This is a genomic window from Gordonia bronchialis DSM 43247 (genome assembly GCF_000024785.1).
Taxonomy (GTDB): domain Bacteria; phylum Actinomycetota; class Actinomycetes; order Mycobacteriales; family Mycobacteriaceae; genus Gordonia; species Gordonia bronchialis.
The window spans coordinates 1401061-1415004 of sequence record NC_013441.1; the positions used below are offsets into that span (position 1 = coordinate 1401061).

12 protein-coding genes are annotated in these 13944 nt (G+C 66.6%); 8 read left to right on the forward strand and 4 right to left on the reverse strand.

Annotated features, from left to right (window positions below; translation table 11 throughout):
* Positions 1–56 precede the first annotated feature (56 nt).
* A complete protein-coding gene (locus GBRO_RS06590) occupies positions 57–1604 on the reverse strand; it encodes a hypothetical protein (RefSeq protein WP_012833195.1) in 1548 nt (515 codons plus the stop codon).
* Positions 1605–1826: 222 nt separating this feature from the next.
* Here GBRO_RS06590 and GBRO_RS06595 point away from each other — a divergent pair, with 222 nt between their 5' ends.
* A complete protein-coding gene (locus GBRO_RS06595) occupies positions 1827–4313 on the forward strand; it encodes a UvrD-helicase domain-containing protein (RefSeq protein ID WP_012833196.1) in 2487 nt (828 codons plus the stop codon).
* Positions 4314–4482: 169 nt separating this feature from the next.
* On the opposite strand, the gene GBRO_RS06600 is transcribed toward GBRO_RS06595, so the two are convergent.
* The gene (locus GBRO_RS06600) at positions 4483–5628 is read right to left on the reverse strand and encodes a M23 family metallopeptidase (RefSeq protein WP_041919768.1); all 1146 of its coding nucleotides are present in this window, start codon (positions 5626–5628) and stop codon (positions 4483–4485) included.
* A gap of 447 nt (positions 5629–6075) precedes the next feature.
* Here GBRO_RS06600 and sucC point away from each other — a divergent pair, with 447 nt between their 5' ends.
* The 3 genes from sucC (at position 6076) to GBRO_RS26270 (ending at position 8393) form a co-directional block, all read left to right on the forward strand.
* A complete protein-coding gene (gene sucC, locus GBRO_RS06605; protein ID WP_012833198.1) occupies positions 6076–7239 on the forward strand; it encodes an ADP-forming succinate--CoA ligase subunit beta in 1164 nt (387 codons plus the stop codon).
* A 10-nt stretch (positions 7240–7249) separates the two neighbouring features.
* The gene (sucD, locus tag GBRO_RS06610) at positions 7250–8164 is read left to right on the forward strand and encodes a succinate--CoA ligase subunit alpha (RefSeq protein ID WP_012833199.1); all 915 of its coding nucleotides are present in this window, start codon (positions 7250–7252) and stop codon (positions 8162–8164) included.
* Positions 8165–8237: 73 nt separating this feature from the next.
* Positions 8238–8393: a hypothetical protein gene (locus tag GBRO_RS26270; protein WP_155825208.1), complete on the forward strand. Its 156-nt coding sequence runs from the start codon at positions 8238–8240 to the stop codon at positions 8391–8393.
* An 8-nt stretch (positions 8394–8401) separates the two neighbouring features.
* Here the strand turns inward: GBRO_RS26270 and GBRO_RS06615 are convergent, their stop codons facing one another.
* Together GBRO_RS06615 and GBRO_RS06620 are read right to left on the reverse strand one after the other, a co-directional pair.
* A complete protein-coding gene (locus GBRO_RS06615; RefSeq protein WP_169309864.1) occupies positions 8402–9043 on the reverse strand; it encodes a protein kinase domain-containing protein in 642 nt (213 codons plus the stop codon).
* 156 nt (positions 9044–9199) lie between these two features.
* Positions 9200–10249: a protein kinase domain-containing protein gene (locus GBRO_RS06620; protein ID WP_041919770.1), complete on the reverse strand. Its 1050-nt coding sequence runs from the start codon at positions 10247–10249 to the stop codon at positions 9200–9202.
* A 347-nt stretch (positions 10250–10596) separates the two neighbouring features.
* Between GBRO_RS06620 and GBRO_RS06625 the strand changes: the two genes are divergently transcribed.
* The 4 genes from GBRO_RS06625 (at position 10597) to GBRO_RS06640 (ending at position 13828) form a co-directional block, all read left to right on the forward strand.
* Positions 10597–11292, forward strand: coding sequence for a hypothetical protein (locus tag GBRO_RS06625; RefSeq protein WP_012833201.1), 696 nt, complete (start codon positions 10597–10599; stop codon positions 11290–11292).
* Positions 11285–11770 (forward strand): RDD family protein, encoded by a 486-nt coding sequence (locus GBRO_RS06630; RefSeq protein ID WP_012833202.1) that lies wholly within the window; start codon positions 11285–11287, stop codon positions 11768–11770. Before GBRO_RS06625 ends, GBRO_RS06630 begins: the two co-directional genes overlap by 8 nt.
* Before the next feature lie 196 nt (positions 11771–11966).
* A complete protein-coding gene (locus GBRO_RS06635) occupies positions 11967–13400 on the forward strand; it encodes a carboxyl transferase domain-containing protein (protein ID WP_012833203.1) in 1434 nt (477 codons plus the stop codon).
* On the forward strand, positions 13397–13828 hold the full coding sequence (locus GBRO_RS06640; RefSeq protein ID WP_012833204.1) for an NUDIX domain-containing protein: 432 nt from the start codon (positions 13397–13399) through the stop codon (positions 13826–13828). The genes GBRO_RS06635 and GBRO_RS06640 overlap by 4 nt, the downstream gene beginning before the upstream one ends.
* The last annotated feature ends 116 nt before the right edge of the window (positions 13829–13944 follow it).

Genomic DNA, 13944 nt, shown 5'->3' on the forward strand with positions numbered 1-13944 from the left:
CTGTTGTGGTATCGACGAATACGGATGATCTCGGGTCGGCAGACGCCGTCGGGGTGTCACGTGGTCGGTTCGCGCAGCACGACGGTGACTTTGTCGCTCTTGCCCGCCTGGCTCACGATGGCGCGCAGTGCGGTGGCCGTCTGCTCCTCGGCGGCGAACCAGACGATGTCGGTGTCACCGGCTGCCTGCACCTGGCGGGTGAGCTGGTCGGCGATGATGGTGGCCCACTCCGACTTCAGCGAACCGCCGGTGATGCTCGAGGCGTACCCCGGACCGTAGGTGACCATCAGTTCGCCGGTGGTGTTGAAACCGTCGAACAGGTAGTCGCCGCGCTTGATCGCGTAATAGCTCGGCAGGCCGGTCAGCGGGGCGCTGTACCCGTCGGCCGCCGCCTTCTTGGAGCCGGTGCGCACAAAAGTGACCTGCTGATTGGATCGCTTCTGCGTGTCATCGATGAGTCCGTTGAAGGCTTCGACCGACCGCGTGGTGAACGCGAGGTACTGGAAGCTCGGCCGCGCGGACACCGTGTCGCCCGCACCGGTGATGTTGCGGGCCACGCAGGTCGCCTTGCCGGTTGAGCCGATCTCGGCGCGGATCACGGTCCGGCACGGGGCGGCTGCGGGACGGCCGCCGACGAAGAAGTTCACGGTGAGCCCGTAGTTGACGTAGCCGACGCTGCGCGCTTCGGGGATCACCGATCCCGATCCGGTGTATTCCCAGCTGCAGGCCGCTCGGGTGCAGGTGCCCACGGTGCGGCCGGTGACCGCGTTGGGTGCGGTGTAGAGACCCGGGGCGGGGACGTCGACGAGTTCGGCGACCAGGGCGCGCTGGCTGGCGAACACACGCTCGGCCTGATCGGCCGGCAGCAGCGTGACCGCCAGGTCGTAGTCCAGGGACAGATCGTCGTCGATCTTGTTCTCTCCCTTGACATGTGTGACGGCCTTGCTGTCCGGGTCGTAGGTGATGTCCCAGGAGCCGATGCGGACCACGTTGTCGCCGACGAAGGTCACCGGCGGGTCGGCCACCGGCCAGAAGCGTGCATCCGGGAACGTCGGGTCCGTCGTGTCCATCGCGACGCTGCTGAGTTCGGGCGCCGCGTCGCCGCCGACGGTGCCCAGCGTGCCGGCCAGGATGTCGGGCGCCAGGATGTTGCCCAGTGCGGGCAGCTGGCTGCCGCGAGCGTTGGTCCATTTGCGGTCGACGGGCGCGAGATCCTTGCGCGCCTTGTCGGCGTCGAGCAGCACGCTGTTCCAGAAGGCCAGGGGAGCGCTGAGGAAGCGTTCGTTGCCGATCTGGCGGTACTCGCCCTGATTGTTGTCGACCGTGACAGTTCCCTCGGTGCTGTTGGAGATGGTCGAGGTCAGGTCGGTGAAGTCGATGCGCAGCGAGTTGTTCCGGTTCTTCTGGGTGACACTGCCGGTGTACTTGGCGGCGGGGCTCGACGCGAGTTTGAACAACACCTCGTCGAGGTCGGATTGCGCACGGAAGGCCGCGGTCGGCTCGGCGGTCCCGCTGTGTGAGAACGGGATGATCGACACCACCACGGCGACCACCGCGGCAATCGCCCCGACCGCCAGCGCCACCGCCGCAAGTGCCTTCGACATTCCAATGACCTCCCCGGTCGGGTCCCACCTCGGATGCGCCGAACGAGATGGCGCCACAAGCCTGTCGATCCGGGCATATCGTAGCCGTCGCAGGCGGTGAGACGTAGTCCGTTCGGGGTGGGTCGCCTGTTCGGGTCGGCCGACCGAATGGCGTTTCGGCCCGCCGCGGGCGCTGACTCTGCCCGCGGCGCTGTCGGTGCGGACGAGTAGCCTGAGGAACCGATGACTAGCTCTTCTGTGCCTTCCGCCGTGCCCTCTGCCGGGGTCCCGCCGACCGACCCGGCGATCACCCGCCTGCTCGATGGTCTCAACCCCCAGCAGCGTGCCGCGGTGCTGCACACCGGGGCGCCGCTACTCATCGTCGCGGGCGCCGGATCGGGTAAGACCGCGGTGCTCACGCGCCGCATCGCCTACCTGCTGGCGGCGCGTGACGTGTCCCCCGGGCAGGTCCTGGCGATCACCTTCACCAACAAGGCAGCCGCGGAGATGCGCGAGCGGGTGATCGATCTCGTCGGGCCCCGGGCCACCTACATGTGGGTGTCCACCTTCCACTCGACCTGTGTGCGCATCCTGCGCGCGCAGTCGGGCTTGCTGGCCGGGATGAACTCGAACTTCTCCATCTACGACGCCGACGACTCCAAACGACTGCTCGGCATGATCATCCGGGACCTCGAACTCGACCCCAAGAAGTTCAGTCCGCGCGGGGTGGGCGTGGCGATCTCGAACTTCAAGAACGAGCTCGTCGGACCCGAGCAGGCCGTCGAGGCCGCGGCGTCGGACGAGCCGGCGGCGCAGCAGATCGCGCGGATCTACGCCGAGTACCAGCGTCGGCTACGGGCGGCCAACGCCTTCGACTTCGACGATCTGATCGGCGAGACCGTCGCGCTGCTGCACGCTCACCCCGAGGTCGCCGAGTACTACCGGCGGCGCTTCCGGCACGTGCTGGTCGACGAGTATCAGGACACCAACCACGCGCAGTACGTGCTCATCCGCGAACTCGTCGGCGAGGTCCCGACCGCTGGCGGCCTCGAGCCGTCGGAGTTGTGTGTGGTGGGTGACGCCGACCAGTCGATCTACGCCTTCCGGGGCGCCACCATCCGCAACATCGAAGAGTTCGAGCGCGACTTCCCCAACGCGGAAACCATTCTGCTGGAACAGAATTACCGATCCACCCAGACCATTCTATCGGCGGCCAACGCCGTCATCGCGCGCAACGAGAACCGCCGGGACAAGCGGTTGTGGACCGATTCCGGCGACGGCGAGCTGATCGTCGGCTACGTCGCCGATTCCGACCGCGACGAGTCGACCTTCATCGCCAAGGAGATCGAGAGCCTCACCGACTACTCGATCGGCGGGTCCTCGAGCCACAAGTACTCCGACATCGCGGTGTTCTACCGGACCAACACCGGTTCACGAGCCCTCGAAGAGGTCTTTGTGCGGCACGGCATACCGTACAAGGTGGTCGGCGGTACCAAATTCTATGAGCGCAAAGAGGTTCGGGATGTGGTGGCCTACCTGCGGGTGGTGGCCAACCCCGACGACGCGGTGAGTCTGCGCCGCATCCTCAACACGCCGCGACGCGGTATCGGGGACCGGGCCGAGGCGTGTGTCGCGGTCCATTCGGAGAACACCGGACGCAGCTTCTACGAGTCGCTGATCGACGCCGCGGCGGGTAAGGTCGCGATGCTCAACACCCGCGCGATCAAACAGATCGGCGGCTTCGTGGATCTGATCGAGGGATTGCGCACCGACTTCCTCACCGCCTTCGGTGCGGCGGGTGAGTCCGACGAGGACGTGGCGTTTATCGATGCCACCGAAGAGGGTGCCGACATCGGCGAACTGGTGGACGCCATCGTCGAGCGGACCGGTTATCGGGGCGAACTCGAGGCGTCCAACGACCCGCAGGATGGCGCACGCCTGGACAACCTGAACGAATTGATCTCGGTGGCACAGGAATTCAGCCGTGACGCCGCGGAGCTCGCCGAGGACGAAGCGGCCGACGACGACGATCCGCTCGAATCCGGCCGCGACACCGAGGGGGAACCCGACCCCGGGTCGTTGGCCGCATTCCTCGAACGTGTCTCGCTGGTCGCCGACGCTGATCAGCTTCCCGACGAGGGCGAGGGTGTGGTGACGATGATGACCCTGCACACCGCCAAGGGACTGGAGTTCCCGGTGGTCTTCGTAACCGGTTGGGAGGACGGGCATTTCCCGCACATGCGGGCCATGGGCGATCCGGCCGAACTCAGTGAGGAACGCCGGCTCGCCTACGTGGGGATCACTCGGGCCAAGGAGCGGCTGTATCTGACCCGCTCCATCACCCGGGCCTCGTGGGGGCAGCCGGTGTCGAATCCGGAATCGCGCTTCCTACAAGAGATTCCGCAGCATCTGCTGGATTGGCGGCGGACCGAGCCGCGGCGGACCCAGAGCCGGTTCGGTGGTTCGTCGGGCGGGATCTTCGGACGCGACGGCGCGACGTCGTCGGGTCTACGGGGCCGGTCGTCGTATTCGTCGGATCCGTCGCGGGGACGCAATACCTTCGTGAACTACGAGGTGGGGGACCGGCACAACCACCCCAAGTACGGACTCGGCAAGGTTGTCGCCAAGGAGGGAAGCGGCGCGACCGAGCGGATCACCATCGACTACGGCGGCGGGACCGGGCGGGTCACCCTGCTGACCGCAGGCGGGATCCCGGGCGAGAAGCTCTAGATCGGCTGAGCGCAGTTCTTCTCACGTGGTTGAGCCGCCGGTTCTTCTCACGTGGCTGAGTCGGCGTTCTTCTTCTGCTGGCTGAGCCGCCACGACCCGCTGGGCGAGAGGCGTGTCGAAGCCACTGGTGACCCGAGAAACCAGTCGTTCCAACTGCTTTGGGAAAGTCTCAGCCCCCGTAGTTGGGCAGCCGAATGCCCTTCTTGGCCAGCCAGGGGGCGGGATCGATCTTGGTGTGGCCGTCCTTCCAGACCTCCACGTGTACGTGCGGTCCGGTCGAGAAGCCCTCGTTGCCGACCAGGGCGATCACGTCGCCGGCCGTCACATGCTGACCCTTGCGGACGAGGACACCCGAGGACGACATGTGGCCGTACATCGTGACAGTGCCGTCGGCGGCACGGATCTGGACCCAGTGGCCGTAGCCGCTGGCCGGTTCCGCAGCGATGACCTCGCCGTCGGTGATGGCGTGGATCGGGGTGCCGAGCGGGCAGGCGAGGTCGATGCCGCCGTGCATGGTGCCCCAGCGCATCGCGTAGAGCGAGGTGAAGCTGCAGTTGCCTGCCGCGAAGTCGACGGGCGGCATGTACATCGGCCGGCGTGCCATCGCCTCTCGGCGGGCGTCGTCGGCGGCATGGGCGGCGCCGACCTTGAGCTGATCGCCGAAGACATTCATGTCCGGAGTGGGCGCAGACACGGCGACGCCGGGGCCCAGATCGACGGTGGCGGCGGTATCGGAGACGTTGGCGGCCGGCGATACCCCGGTGCCGGCCGGCTCGTCAGCGGTGCTCACCTGAGCGACGGCGGCGACGGTTGCCCCGGCAGCCATGGCGATGAGTGCGGCGCGACCACCACGCAGGGCGGTCGGCGGAGCGGAGATGCGATGGCGGCCGCCACGCTTGACCCGCGAACCGGCCGGGTTGCTGCGGAACGGCTTGTCCTCGGCCGGCGTGGCGGTCAGTAGTCCGCGATCGTCGGCGACATGGGTATCGGCGTAAGTGTCTGGGCGCGCGCCGTCGACGTCATAGGGCTCGTCGTGGCTGTACTCGTCGAACTCGTGCTCGGGGATCAGGATGTCCTGGGTGATCTCCGAGCGGGTCGGGCGGTAGTAGCGGTCCCAGGTGGCGGGGGTCCAGTAGTGGTCGTCGGTGTGGTCGATGCCGTCGGTGCGATCCTCGGCGGTGCCCTCGAGCTCGTCGATAGGGATGATCATCGTCATCTCCTCGGCGGCGAAATCGTCGGCGCCCGGGCGGGTGAGTGTGTTTCCTGACCGGGTGCGGGCCGATCCGTGCGGAGAGCTTGCCGCCAAATCGTCCACCTCATCTCTTCGCTGCTGCGGATGTCGGGGCCTGGTCCGCAACATTCCTACGGGGTCCGTGATCCATTTGTGACAATCAACTGAGAGCCGACGGTAACGAAATGATTGCGACAAGTCCAACGCTGCGCACCCCATACCAGCCATAATGTGAGTTGGGTCACAGAATGGAGACGAGGTGTTCACTGTGTCGGATTCGCGCTCCACTACGTCGAAAGCTGTTCGTCGGTTCGGTCAGCCGAGAATCCACTGGAGCATCCCGCCCGGCGGGCTCGACCGGCGGGCCCGATGTCCGGTCGTCGACGCCGGACCGAGCGAGTGATCTGTCGCACAAGCGCAGGGTGCGGTCTCGGCCGCCATATGCGGCAGGTTTAGAGTCCGTTATGGCCCGCGTTACACCCTGCGGTGTTCCTATCCCTCTGCGGGCAAATCTACGAGATGGTGAGCTGAATGGATCTCTTCGAATACCAGGCGAAGGAACTGTTCGCCAAGCATGGGGTTCCCACCACACCCGGGCGGGTGACCGATGATGCCGCCGATGCGCGGGCGATCGCCGAGGAAATCGGCAAGCCTGTGATGATCAAGGCGCAGGTCAAGGTCGGCGGGCGTGGCAAGGCCGGTGGCGTGAAGTACGCCGCAACCCCTGATGACGCACAGTCGCACGCCGAGAACATCCTGGGCCTTGACATCAAGGGCCACGTCGTCAAGAAGCTGCTGGTCGCCGAGGCCAGTGACATCGCGGAGGAGTACTACATCTCCTTCCTGCTCGATCGTGCGAACCGCACCTACCTGGCCATGTGCTCGGTCGAGGGCGGCATGGAGATCGAAGAGGTCGCCGCGACCAAGCCCGAGCGTCTGGCCAAGGTGCCGGTCGACGCCGTCAAGGGTGTCGACGAGGCCACCGCCCGCTCGATCGCCGAGCAGGGCCACCTGCCCGCCGAGGTGCTCGACGCCGCAGCGGTGACCATCGCCAAGCTGTGGGAAGTCTTCGTCGCCGAAGACGCGACCCTGGTGGAGGTCAACCCGCTGGTCCGCACCCCCGACGATCAGATCCTGGCCCTCGACGGCAAGGTCACCCTCGACGAGAACGCCGACTTCCGGCATCCTGACCACGATGAGTTCGCGGACAAGGATGCGACCGATCCGCTGGAGCTGAAGGCCAAGGAGAACGACCTCAACTACGTCAAGCTCGACGGACAGGTCGGCATCATCGGCAACGGCGCGGGTCTGGTCATGTCGACCCTCGACGTCGTCGCCTACGCGGGAGAAGCCCACGGCGGCGTCAAGCCGGCCAACTTCCTCGACATCGGTGGCGGCGCCTCGGCCGAGGTCATGGCCGCGGGACTCGACGTCATCCTGGGCGACGAGCAGGTCAAGAGCGTCTTCGTGAACGTCTTCGGCGGCATCACCGCCTGTGACGCGGTGGCCAACGGCATCGTCGGCGCGCTCAACAAGCTCGGCGACGAGGCCAACAAGCCGCTCGTGGTGCGCCTCGACGGCAACAAGGTCGAGGAAGGCCGCAAGATCCTGGCCGACGCGAATCACCCGCTGGTGACGCTCGCCGAAACAATGGACTCCGGCGCCGACAAGGCCGCCGAGCTGGCGAGCAAGTGAGGAACTGACCATGTCGATCTTTCTGAACAAAGACAACAAGATCATCGTGCAGGGCATCACCGGCGGTGAAGGAACCAAGCACACCGCCCTGATGCTCAAGGCCGGCTCCAACATCGTCGGCGGCGTCAACGCCCGCAAGGCCGGCACCACCGTGGCGCACACCGCCAAGGACGGCTCCGACGTCGAGCTGCCCGTCTTCGGCAGCGTGGCCGAGGCCATCAAGGAGACCGGCGCCGACACGTCGATCGCCTTCGTGCCGCCGAAGTTCGCCAAGGACGCCATCATCGAGGCCATCGACGCCGAGATCCCGCTGCTGGTGGTCATCACCGAGGGAATCCCGGTGCAGGACACCGCCTATGCGTGGGCCTACAACCTGGAAAAAGGTGGCAGTGAAGGTCCAAAAACCCGGATCATCGGCCCCAACTGCCCCGGCATCATCACCCCGGAGGAATCGCTGGTCGGCATCACCCCGGCCAACATCACCGGCAAGGGCCCGATCGGACTGGTCTCGAAGTCGGGCACGCTGACCTACCAGATGATGTACGAGCTGCGCGATCTCGGCTTCTCCACCGCCATCGGCATCGGCGGCGACCCGGTCATCGGCACCACCCACATCGACGCCATTGAGGCGTTCGAGAAGGACCCGGAGACCAAGGTCATCGTGATGATCGGCGAGATCGGCGGCGACGCCGAGGAGCGGGCAGCCGACTACGTCAAGGCCAACGTCTCCAAGCCGGTCGTCGGCTACGTTGCGGGATTCACTGCGCCCGAAGGCAAGACGATGGGCCACGCCGGTGCCATCGTGTCCGGCAGCTCGGGTACCGCGCAGGCCAAGAAGGAGGCCCTCGAGGCCGCCGGCGTCAAGGTCGGCAAGACGCCGTCGGAGACTGCCAAGCTGGCCCGGGAGCTCTACGAGTCGCTGTAACCAGCCCGCTTCGGGAATCCCACTTGCGCAGACGTTTTCGCGCAAGTGGGATTTTCGGTTTGTGGGCCGGTCAGTGACTGCCGACGAACTGACCGCAGGGTACGAGCAGCGGGAGCGATCCGTACATGGCGGGAGTGACCGGCTCGCCGATCACCGCGACCGCCTCGCCCGGCTCTACGATGCAATCGGTGTCGACCCGGAGGTCTACGACTGTGCCGGCGACCGGTGAGTACACGATCACGGTGGAATACTCCAGAACTCCGGGGGCGCGCGGTGGATGATTCGCTCCACCTGATCGGACAGATCCGGCCGACGGTGACCAAGCGGTCCCGGTTGTTCCTGCAGGGTCGCCACAATCATGCCCGGGATCGACCCGGCTCTGGAGAACGGGCCTGTGCCGGTGAGCAGTTCGAACACCGTGCACGCCAGACTGAATTGATCTGCGGCGGGTGTCAGTACCTTGTCGGCCAGGTGTTCAGGTGAGGGATTGTGCACGATCAGGGGAGGTTCGGGAGCGGTCACATCGGGGGTGGGTGTCGGCATGCGACGTGGATTGTCGAGGCCGGCAAGTGTTGTCCGTGGTGGGTTCGAGCGATGGTCCAGATAGATGCAGTGTGTCCCGATGTCGCGGTGAATGACCGAGTTCCGATGCAGCGTGTCGAGTGTGACGGCAACCGTCTGCGCGATCCGGACCACGTCTGCGATGGGCAGCGGACCGCGTTCGGCCAACACCGTTCTCGACGGCTTCCCCTGGGCGGCAGCCGAGGTCATCCACGTTCGGCCGTCGGTCCGTCCCACCAGGTGGATAGCCGCAAGACCGTCCACGAGGAGATACTCCGCGGCGCTCATCTCCTGACGGATCGCCGTAGATTCTGTCATCGGTATACACGTCCACCTCGACACTCGGCGAGTACACCCGGAGTATCTCATCCGCGGGCGCGGTGGGATGTGCGACTAGATACACTGCGTCGCTTGGTGTTACGTGCAGAACCGCGACTATGCGATACCCGGCGAAGGTATCCCCGACAGACAGCGTCACGATGGTGTCTCTCGTCGGTGGATATGCGCGCCGGCCGGGATGAGGAGGGGCAGGTCACCAAACATCGATGGTGACAGACCGACCTCGCCGATGACGGCGAGCTGATTGCCGTGAAAGGCTTCTCCGCCGTCGCCGACTCGTATGTCGAGAACCGTTCCGGCGACCGGGGAGTGCACGATGACACTCCGGGCTCCGACACAACCCCCGGTAAGGACATCTCCCCTGAACAGAGGATCACCTGCGGCCACGTGATCACCCGGGCGGACATACCACTGCATGGCCCTGAGACCGGGGTCGTCGACCTTCGCGTGGGGGTTGATGCCGACGCTGACAGGTTGCTGATAGAGCTTGGGAAGGCAGATTCGGAACCCGTTCGGCAAGTGCAGCTTTGGTGGTTTCGGTGGTTGGGGTGCTGGTCGTCGACGACCGGATAGGGCGTCGACGAAATCTCGGCACGTGGGGAAGCGCTGAGCGGGATCCTTGTGGAGGGCGCGCCGCAGGGCGTCGTCGACCCATGGTGGAACGTCAGGGCGTACGTGCGACAGGACCGGCGTCGGGCCGTTCAGCGTTCCGGTGACCTGCTCGTGCCACGTGCTTCCGAATGGTCGATGACCTGCGAGTAGCTCGAATACCGTGCACGCCAAAGCGAACTGGTCGCTGCGATGGTCGCGGGCGCCATCCTGCACGAATTCAGGCGACGGATGATCGGGCAATGTCGGTCGTGTGAGCTCAGTCGACAGCGCGAGTCCGAGGCACCACCCGTTGTCCAGTCCGGCCAACGTCACCTCCGTGTTCGTAGCCGAGTCGCTGATGTAGATACACCGAGCGCCGACGTTGCCGTGAGCGATGGACTGTCGGTGCAGGGCGTCGAGCGCATCGGCGACCATCCCCGTCCAGGTGATGACGTCGGCGACGTCGAGCCGGCCACGCTCGGCAAGCAGGGCACTCGCCGTGCGCCCCTCGGCGAACTGCGATGCGACCCACAGGCCGCGGTCGTCATCCAAACCTGTCGCGCTGAGCCTGGCCAGTCCCACGTCCGGTGTCACCGACGTGGTGATGACCTGCGGGGCGTCGAAGAACCAGTTGTTGCGCAGTGAGATTCGGTGTTCGGTCCGAACACGCGGAGCACTTCGTCGCGAAGACTCTGCGGATGGGATACGAGGTACACCTCGTCCTCCGATTCGGAGGGTAGCGGCGCCACGATGCGATATCCGGCGAAGGTGTCACCAGGTGCGAGCGACATACTGACCATCCCCTTGATCGGATGATCTCCAAGCTAGATCACCGGATGCGACGGCGTGCCGCGGAGCGCGGACAGTGGCCTGTTCGGCCGACAGGCGGAGACGTCGCAGATGAGCACCGTCATCTGCGACGTGCGTGCGATAATCCGGCGGTGAACAGCGGTGTGCCCCGGGAGGTGACGATCGCCGTCGGCGCTGCGGCCCTCGGCGCGCGAGCGGTCGTCGCCACCGCGGGGCTGGCGGCGATCGCGGCACGGGTCAGTCTCCGGCTCCCGGTCATCGGGCCGATCGGCCGCCGTGCCGTGGACCGTCTGTCGGTTGAGGGCGAATACGTCATAGCCGACGTCCTGCCGGTGGCCGTCGAGCGTGGTAAACGGCTTGTGGCCGCGGTCATCACTGCGATCGTCGCCGAACTCGATCTCACGACCCTGGTGCGCGAACACGCCGATCTCAACGCCATCGCAGCCGATCTCGACATCGAGGCCATCCTGGACCGCGTCGATCTCAATGCAGTCATCGCCGAGCGGGTGAACCTCGACGCCGCGGTCGGACTCGTCGACCTCGACGTGGTGGCCGGCGGCATCGACATCGACGCGATCGCCGCCCGGATCGACATCGACGCCATCCTTGGTCGCGTCGACCTGATCGGGCTGGCCGAAGAGGTCATCGACGGGGTCGACCTCACCGACATCATCCGTGACGCCAGCACTTCGGTCACCGCCGATGTGATGACCGACGTCCGCGGCACCTCCGAACGCGCCGATGACGCCGTCGCCAACGCGATCAACCGCATCCTGCGGCGCCGAGTAGCCGACGGTGCGGCCGACGGGCAGGTGCCCGGTGAGTGAGTCGCCCGGCACGCCACAGGGCAAGCGGCACAACACGACTCACCACCCAGTGGTGCTCGATCGCGACAAGAGCGCGGGCATCGTCAGCCGAGGTATCGCCGCGATCATCGACCTGGCGGTGGTCGGCACCATCCTGGGTGGCGGCTATCTGGCGGTGACGCTCGCCCGACTCCTGCTCAGCGTGCAGGACTTCAGCTTCCCGCACCCGCACATCGTCTTCACCGCCACCGGATTCATCGTGGTGTCCGTGCTGTACCTGACCGCGTGCTGGGCGGTGTCGGGACGCACGCTCGGCTGCGTGGTCATGGGTCTGCGCGTCGTCGGGCGCAAAGGTGGCCGGATGCGGCCCGTCGTCGCGCTGCTTCGCGCCCTGATCTGTACGTTCTTGCCGATCGGCCTGGCGTGGGCGGCAGTCCACTCCCAGCGCCGGGCGGTCGCCGACATCGTGCTGCGCACCCGCGTGGTGTACTCGCGCTGACGCTGGATACCCGCGCGTGAATTGGTGCCCCATCTCTGAGGGTGGGGCATCGCATATAGTGCGTTGCACCACCCTCACCGGCCCCCGAAAACGCATCGCCGCTCAGCGGACGGGTCCACCCTCGACCGCCGTCCCGGGCTGGGAGCGATCCGGGTGAACGACGAATGCTCGGCGGAGGTTGACCTACCGTGGGGGCGTGGCGACCAACGGGCGTGTGGGAGCGATCGGACTGCGGGATCTGATCGTCGACGACGGAACCTGGGAATCGTGGGATCACCCGCCCGACGAGCCGGTGGACGCCGACGCGGGGTATGCCGACGACCTCGAGCGTGCCCGTGAGCGATCCGGGTGCGACGAGTCGGTCATCACCGGCGTCGGACGGGTCGGCGGGCGGACGGTGGTGCTCATCGTCAGCGAGTTCGCCTTCCTCGGCGGGTCCATCGGAGCTGCCGCGGGAAACCGTGTGGTGCAAGCGCTTCGACGGGCCACTTCCGCAGGGTTGCCGGTGCTGGCGATGCCCGCCTCGGGTGGTACCCGGATGCAGGAGGGGACCCCCGCGTTTCTGCAGATGGTCGCGATCACCGGCGCGGTCACCGCGCACAAGGCGGCCGGGCTGGCCTACCTGGTGTACCTGCGGCACCCGACCACCGGTGGTGTCTTCGCCTCCTGGGGGTCGCTGGGCCACGTCACGTGGGCACAGCCGGGTGCTCTCGTCGGGTTCCTCGGGCCGCGTGTCTACGAGGGCCTGTATGGCGAGCCGTTCCCGGCCGGTGTGCAGACGGCCGAGAATCTTTCCCACATCCAGCTCGTCGACGCAGTCCTCGACGCGAAGACACTGCGCAACGTCCTCGGTTTGGTGCTCGGTCTCCTCGAGAAATCGGGAGCGGCGCACCACCCATCCGTCCGCAGAGAAACCGCGGTGCCCGACATCGACGCCTGGACGGCGGTGCAGGCGACCCGAGAGACGCGCCGCGCGGGGGTGATCGAGCTGCTGGGCGCGGGTGAGTCGGTGATCCTGAACTCCGGCCCGATGCGACTCGCGTTGAGTCGCTTCGGGAATCGCGTTGCGGTGGTGATCGGGCAGGATCGTGCCGCGCAGGCCGATGGGCAGTTGATCGCAGCTCGGCATCTTCGGGTGGCGCGTCGCGGACTCGCGATGGCCGCCGATCTGGGTCTACCGGTGATCACCGTCATCGACACGCCGGGTGCCGAGTTGTCCGCGTCGGCCGAGGAGGACGGGCTCGCCGCCGAGATAGCGCGCTGCACAGCGGAATTGATCGACGTGGCGGTGCCCACGGTGTCGGTGCTGCTGGGGCAGGGCGGCGGTGGTGCGGCGCTGGCCTTGTTCCCCGCCGATCGTCGGGTCGCCCGCCACGATGCCTGGCTGTCGCCCTTGCCGCCGGAAGGGGCGAGCCTCATCGTCCACCGCGACACCGACCACGCCGCGGATCTCGCGAGGCGTCAGGGCATCCTCGCGGCCGAGTTGGCGCGGTCCGGGGTCATCGACGAGCTGATCGGCCCGACCGGCGACATCTCTGCGCGGATCGCGGAAACGCTGATGCGACAACTTGATTCGATCGCCGGACCGGACTTCGCGGCACGTACCCGGGTGCCCGGGAGTGGGCGATGAGCAGGCGGGTGGTGGCCGTCGGCGCGGTGATCGTCGATGACGCCGGACGAATTCTGTTGGTACTGAGGAAAAACGAGCCACAGGCCGGCTATTGGAGTCTGCCCGGCGGCAAGGTCGAGCCGGGGGAGACGGCCGTCGACGCGGTGGTGCGGGAAGTCGCCGAGGAAACCGGGTTGCAGATCGACGTGCTCGAACGGGCCTGGGTCGTCGAGATCCCCTACCGAGGTGGGACGGGGACAGACGACATCGTCTTCGAGGTCCACGACTTCCGGGCCGGCGTACGGTCGGGCACCCTGCGCGCCGGTGATGACGCAGCCGACGCCGCCTGGTTCGCGCCGGCTGAACTGACCTCGATACCGGTCACAGCGCGACTGCTGGATTTCCTGACGGCAGCCGGTGTGCTCGACCGTCGGCCGCCTCCGGACTGACCTGTTCTGGTGCATGTCGCTCTGGCAGAATGTCCGAGATGCGGGCGAGACTCCTGATTGTGATCACGACATGTGCTGCGGCCCTTGTGCTCAGCGGATGTTCAGACGACGACAGC

Bases quoted from the DNA above. Each gene is read 5' to 3' on its own strand.
- GBRO_RS06615 (WP_169309864.1), bottom strand. From the start codon at position 9,043: ATGACAGAATCTACGGCGATCCGTCAGGAGATGAGCGCCGCGGAGTAT.
- sucD (WP_012833199.1), top strand. From the start codon at position 7,250: ATGTCGATCTTTCTGAACAAAGACAACAAGATCATCGTGCAGGGCATC.
- sucC (WP_012833198.1), top strand. From the start codon at position 6,076: ATGGATCTCTTCGAATACCAGGCGAAGGAACTGTTCGCCAAGCATGGG.
- GBRO_RS06640 (WP_012833204.1), top strand. From the start codon at position 13,397: ATGAGCAGGCGGGTGGTGGCCGTCGGCGCGGTGATCGTCGATGACGCC.
- GBRO_RS06595 (WP_012833196.1), top strand. From the start codon at position 1,827: ATGACTAGCTCTTCTGTGCCTTCCGCCGTGCCCTCTGCCGGGGTCCCG.
- GBRO_RS06590 (WP_012833195.1), bottom strand. From the start codon at position 1,604: ATGTCGAAGGCACTTGCGGCGGTGGCGCTGGCGGTCGGGGCGATTGCC.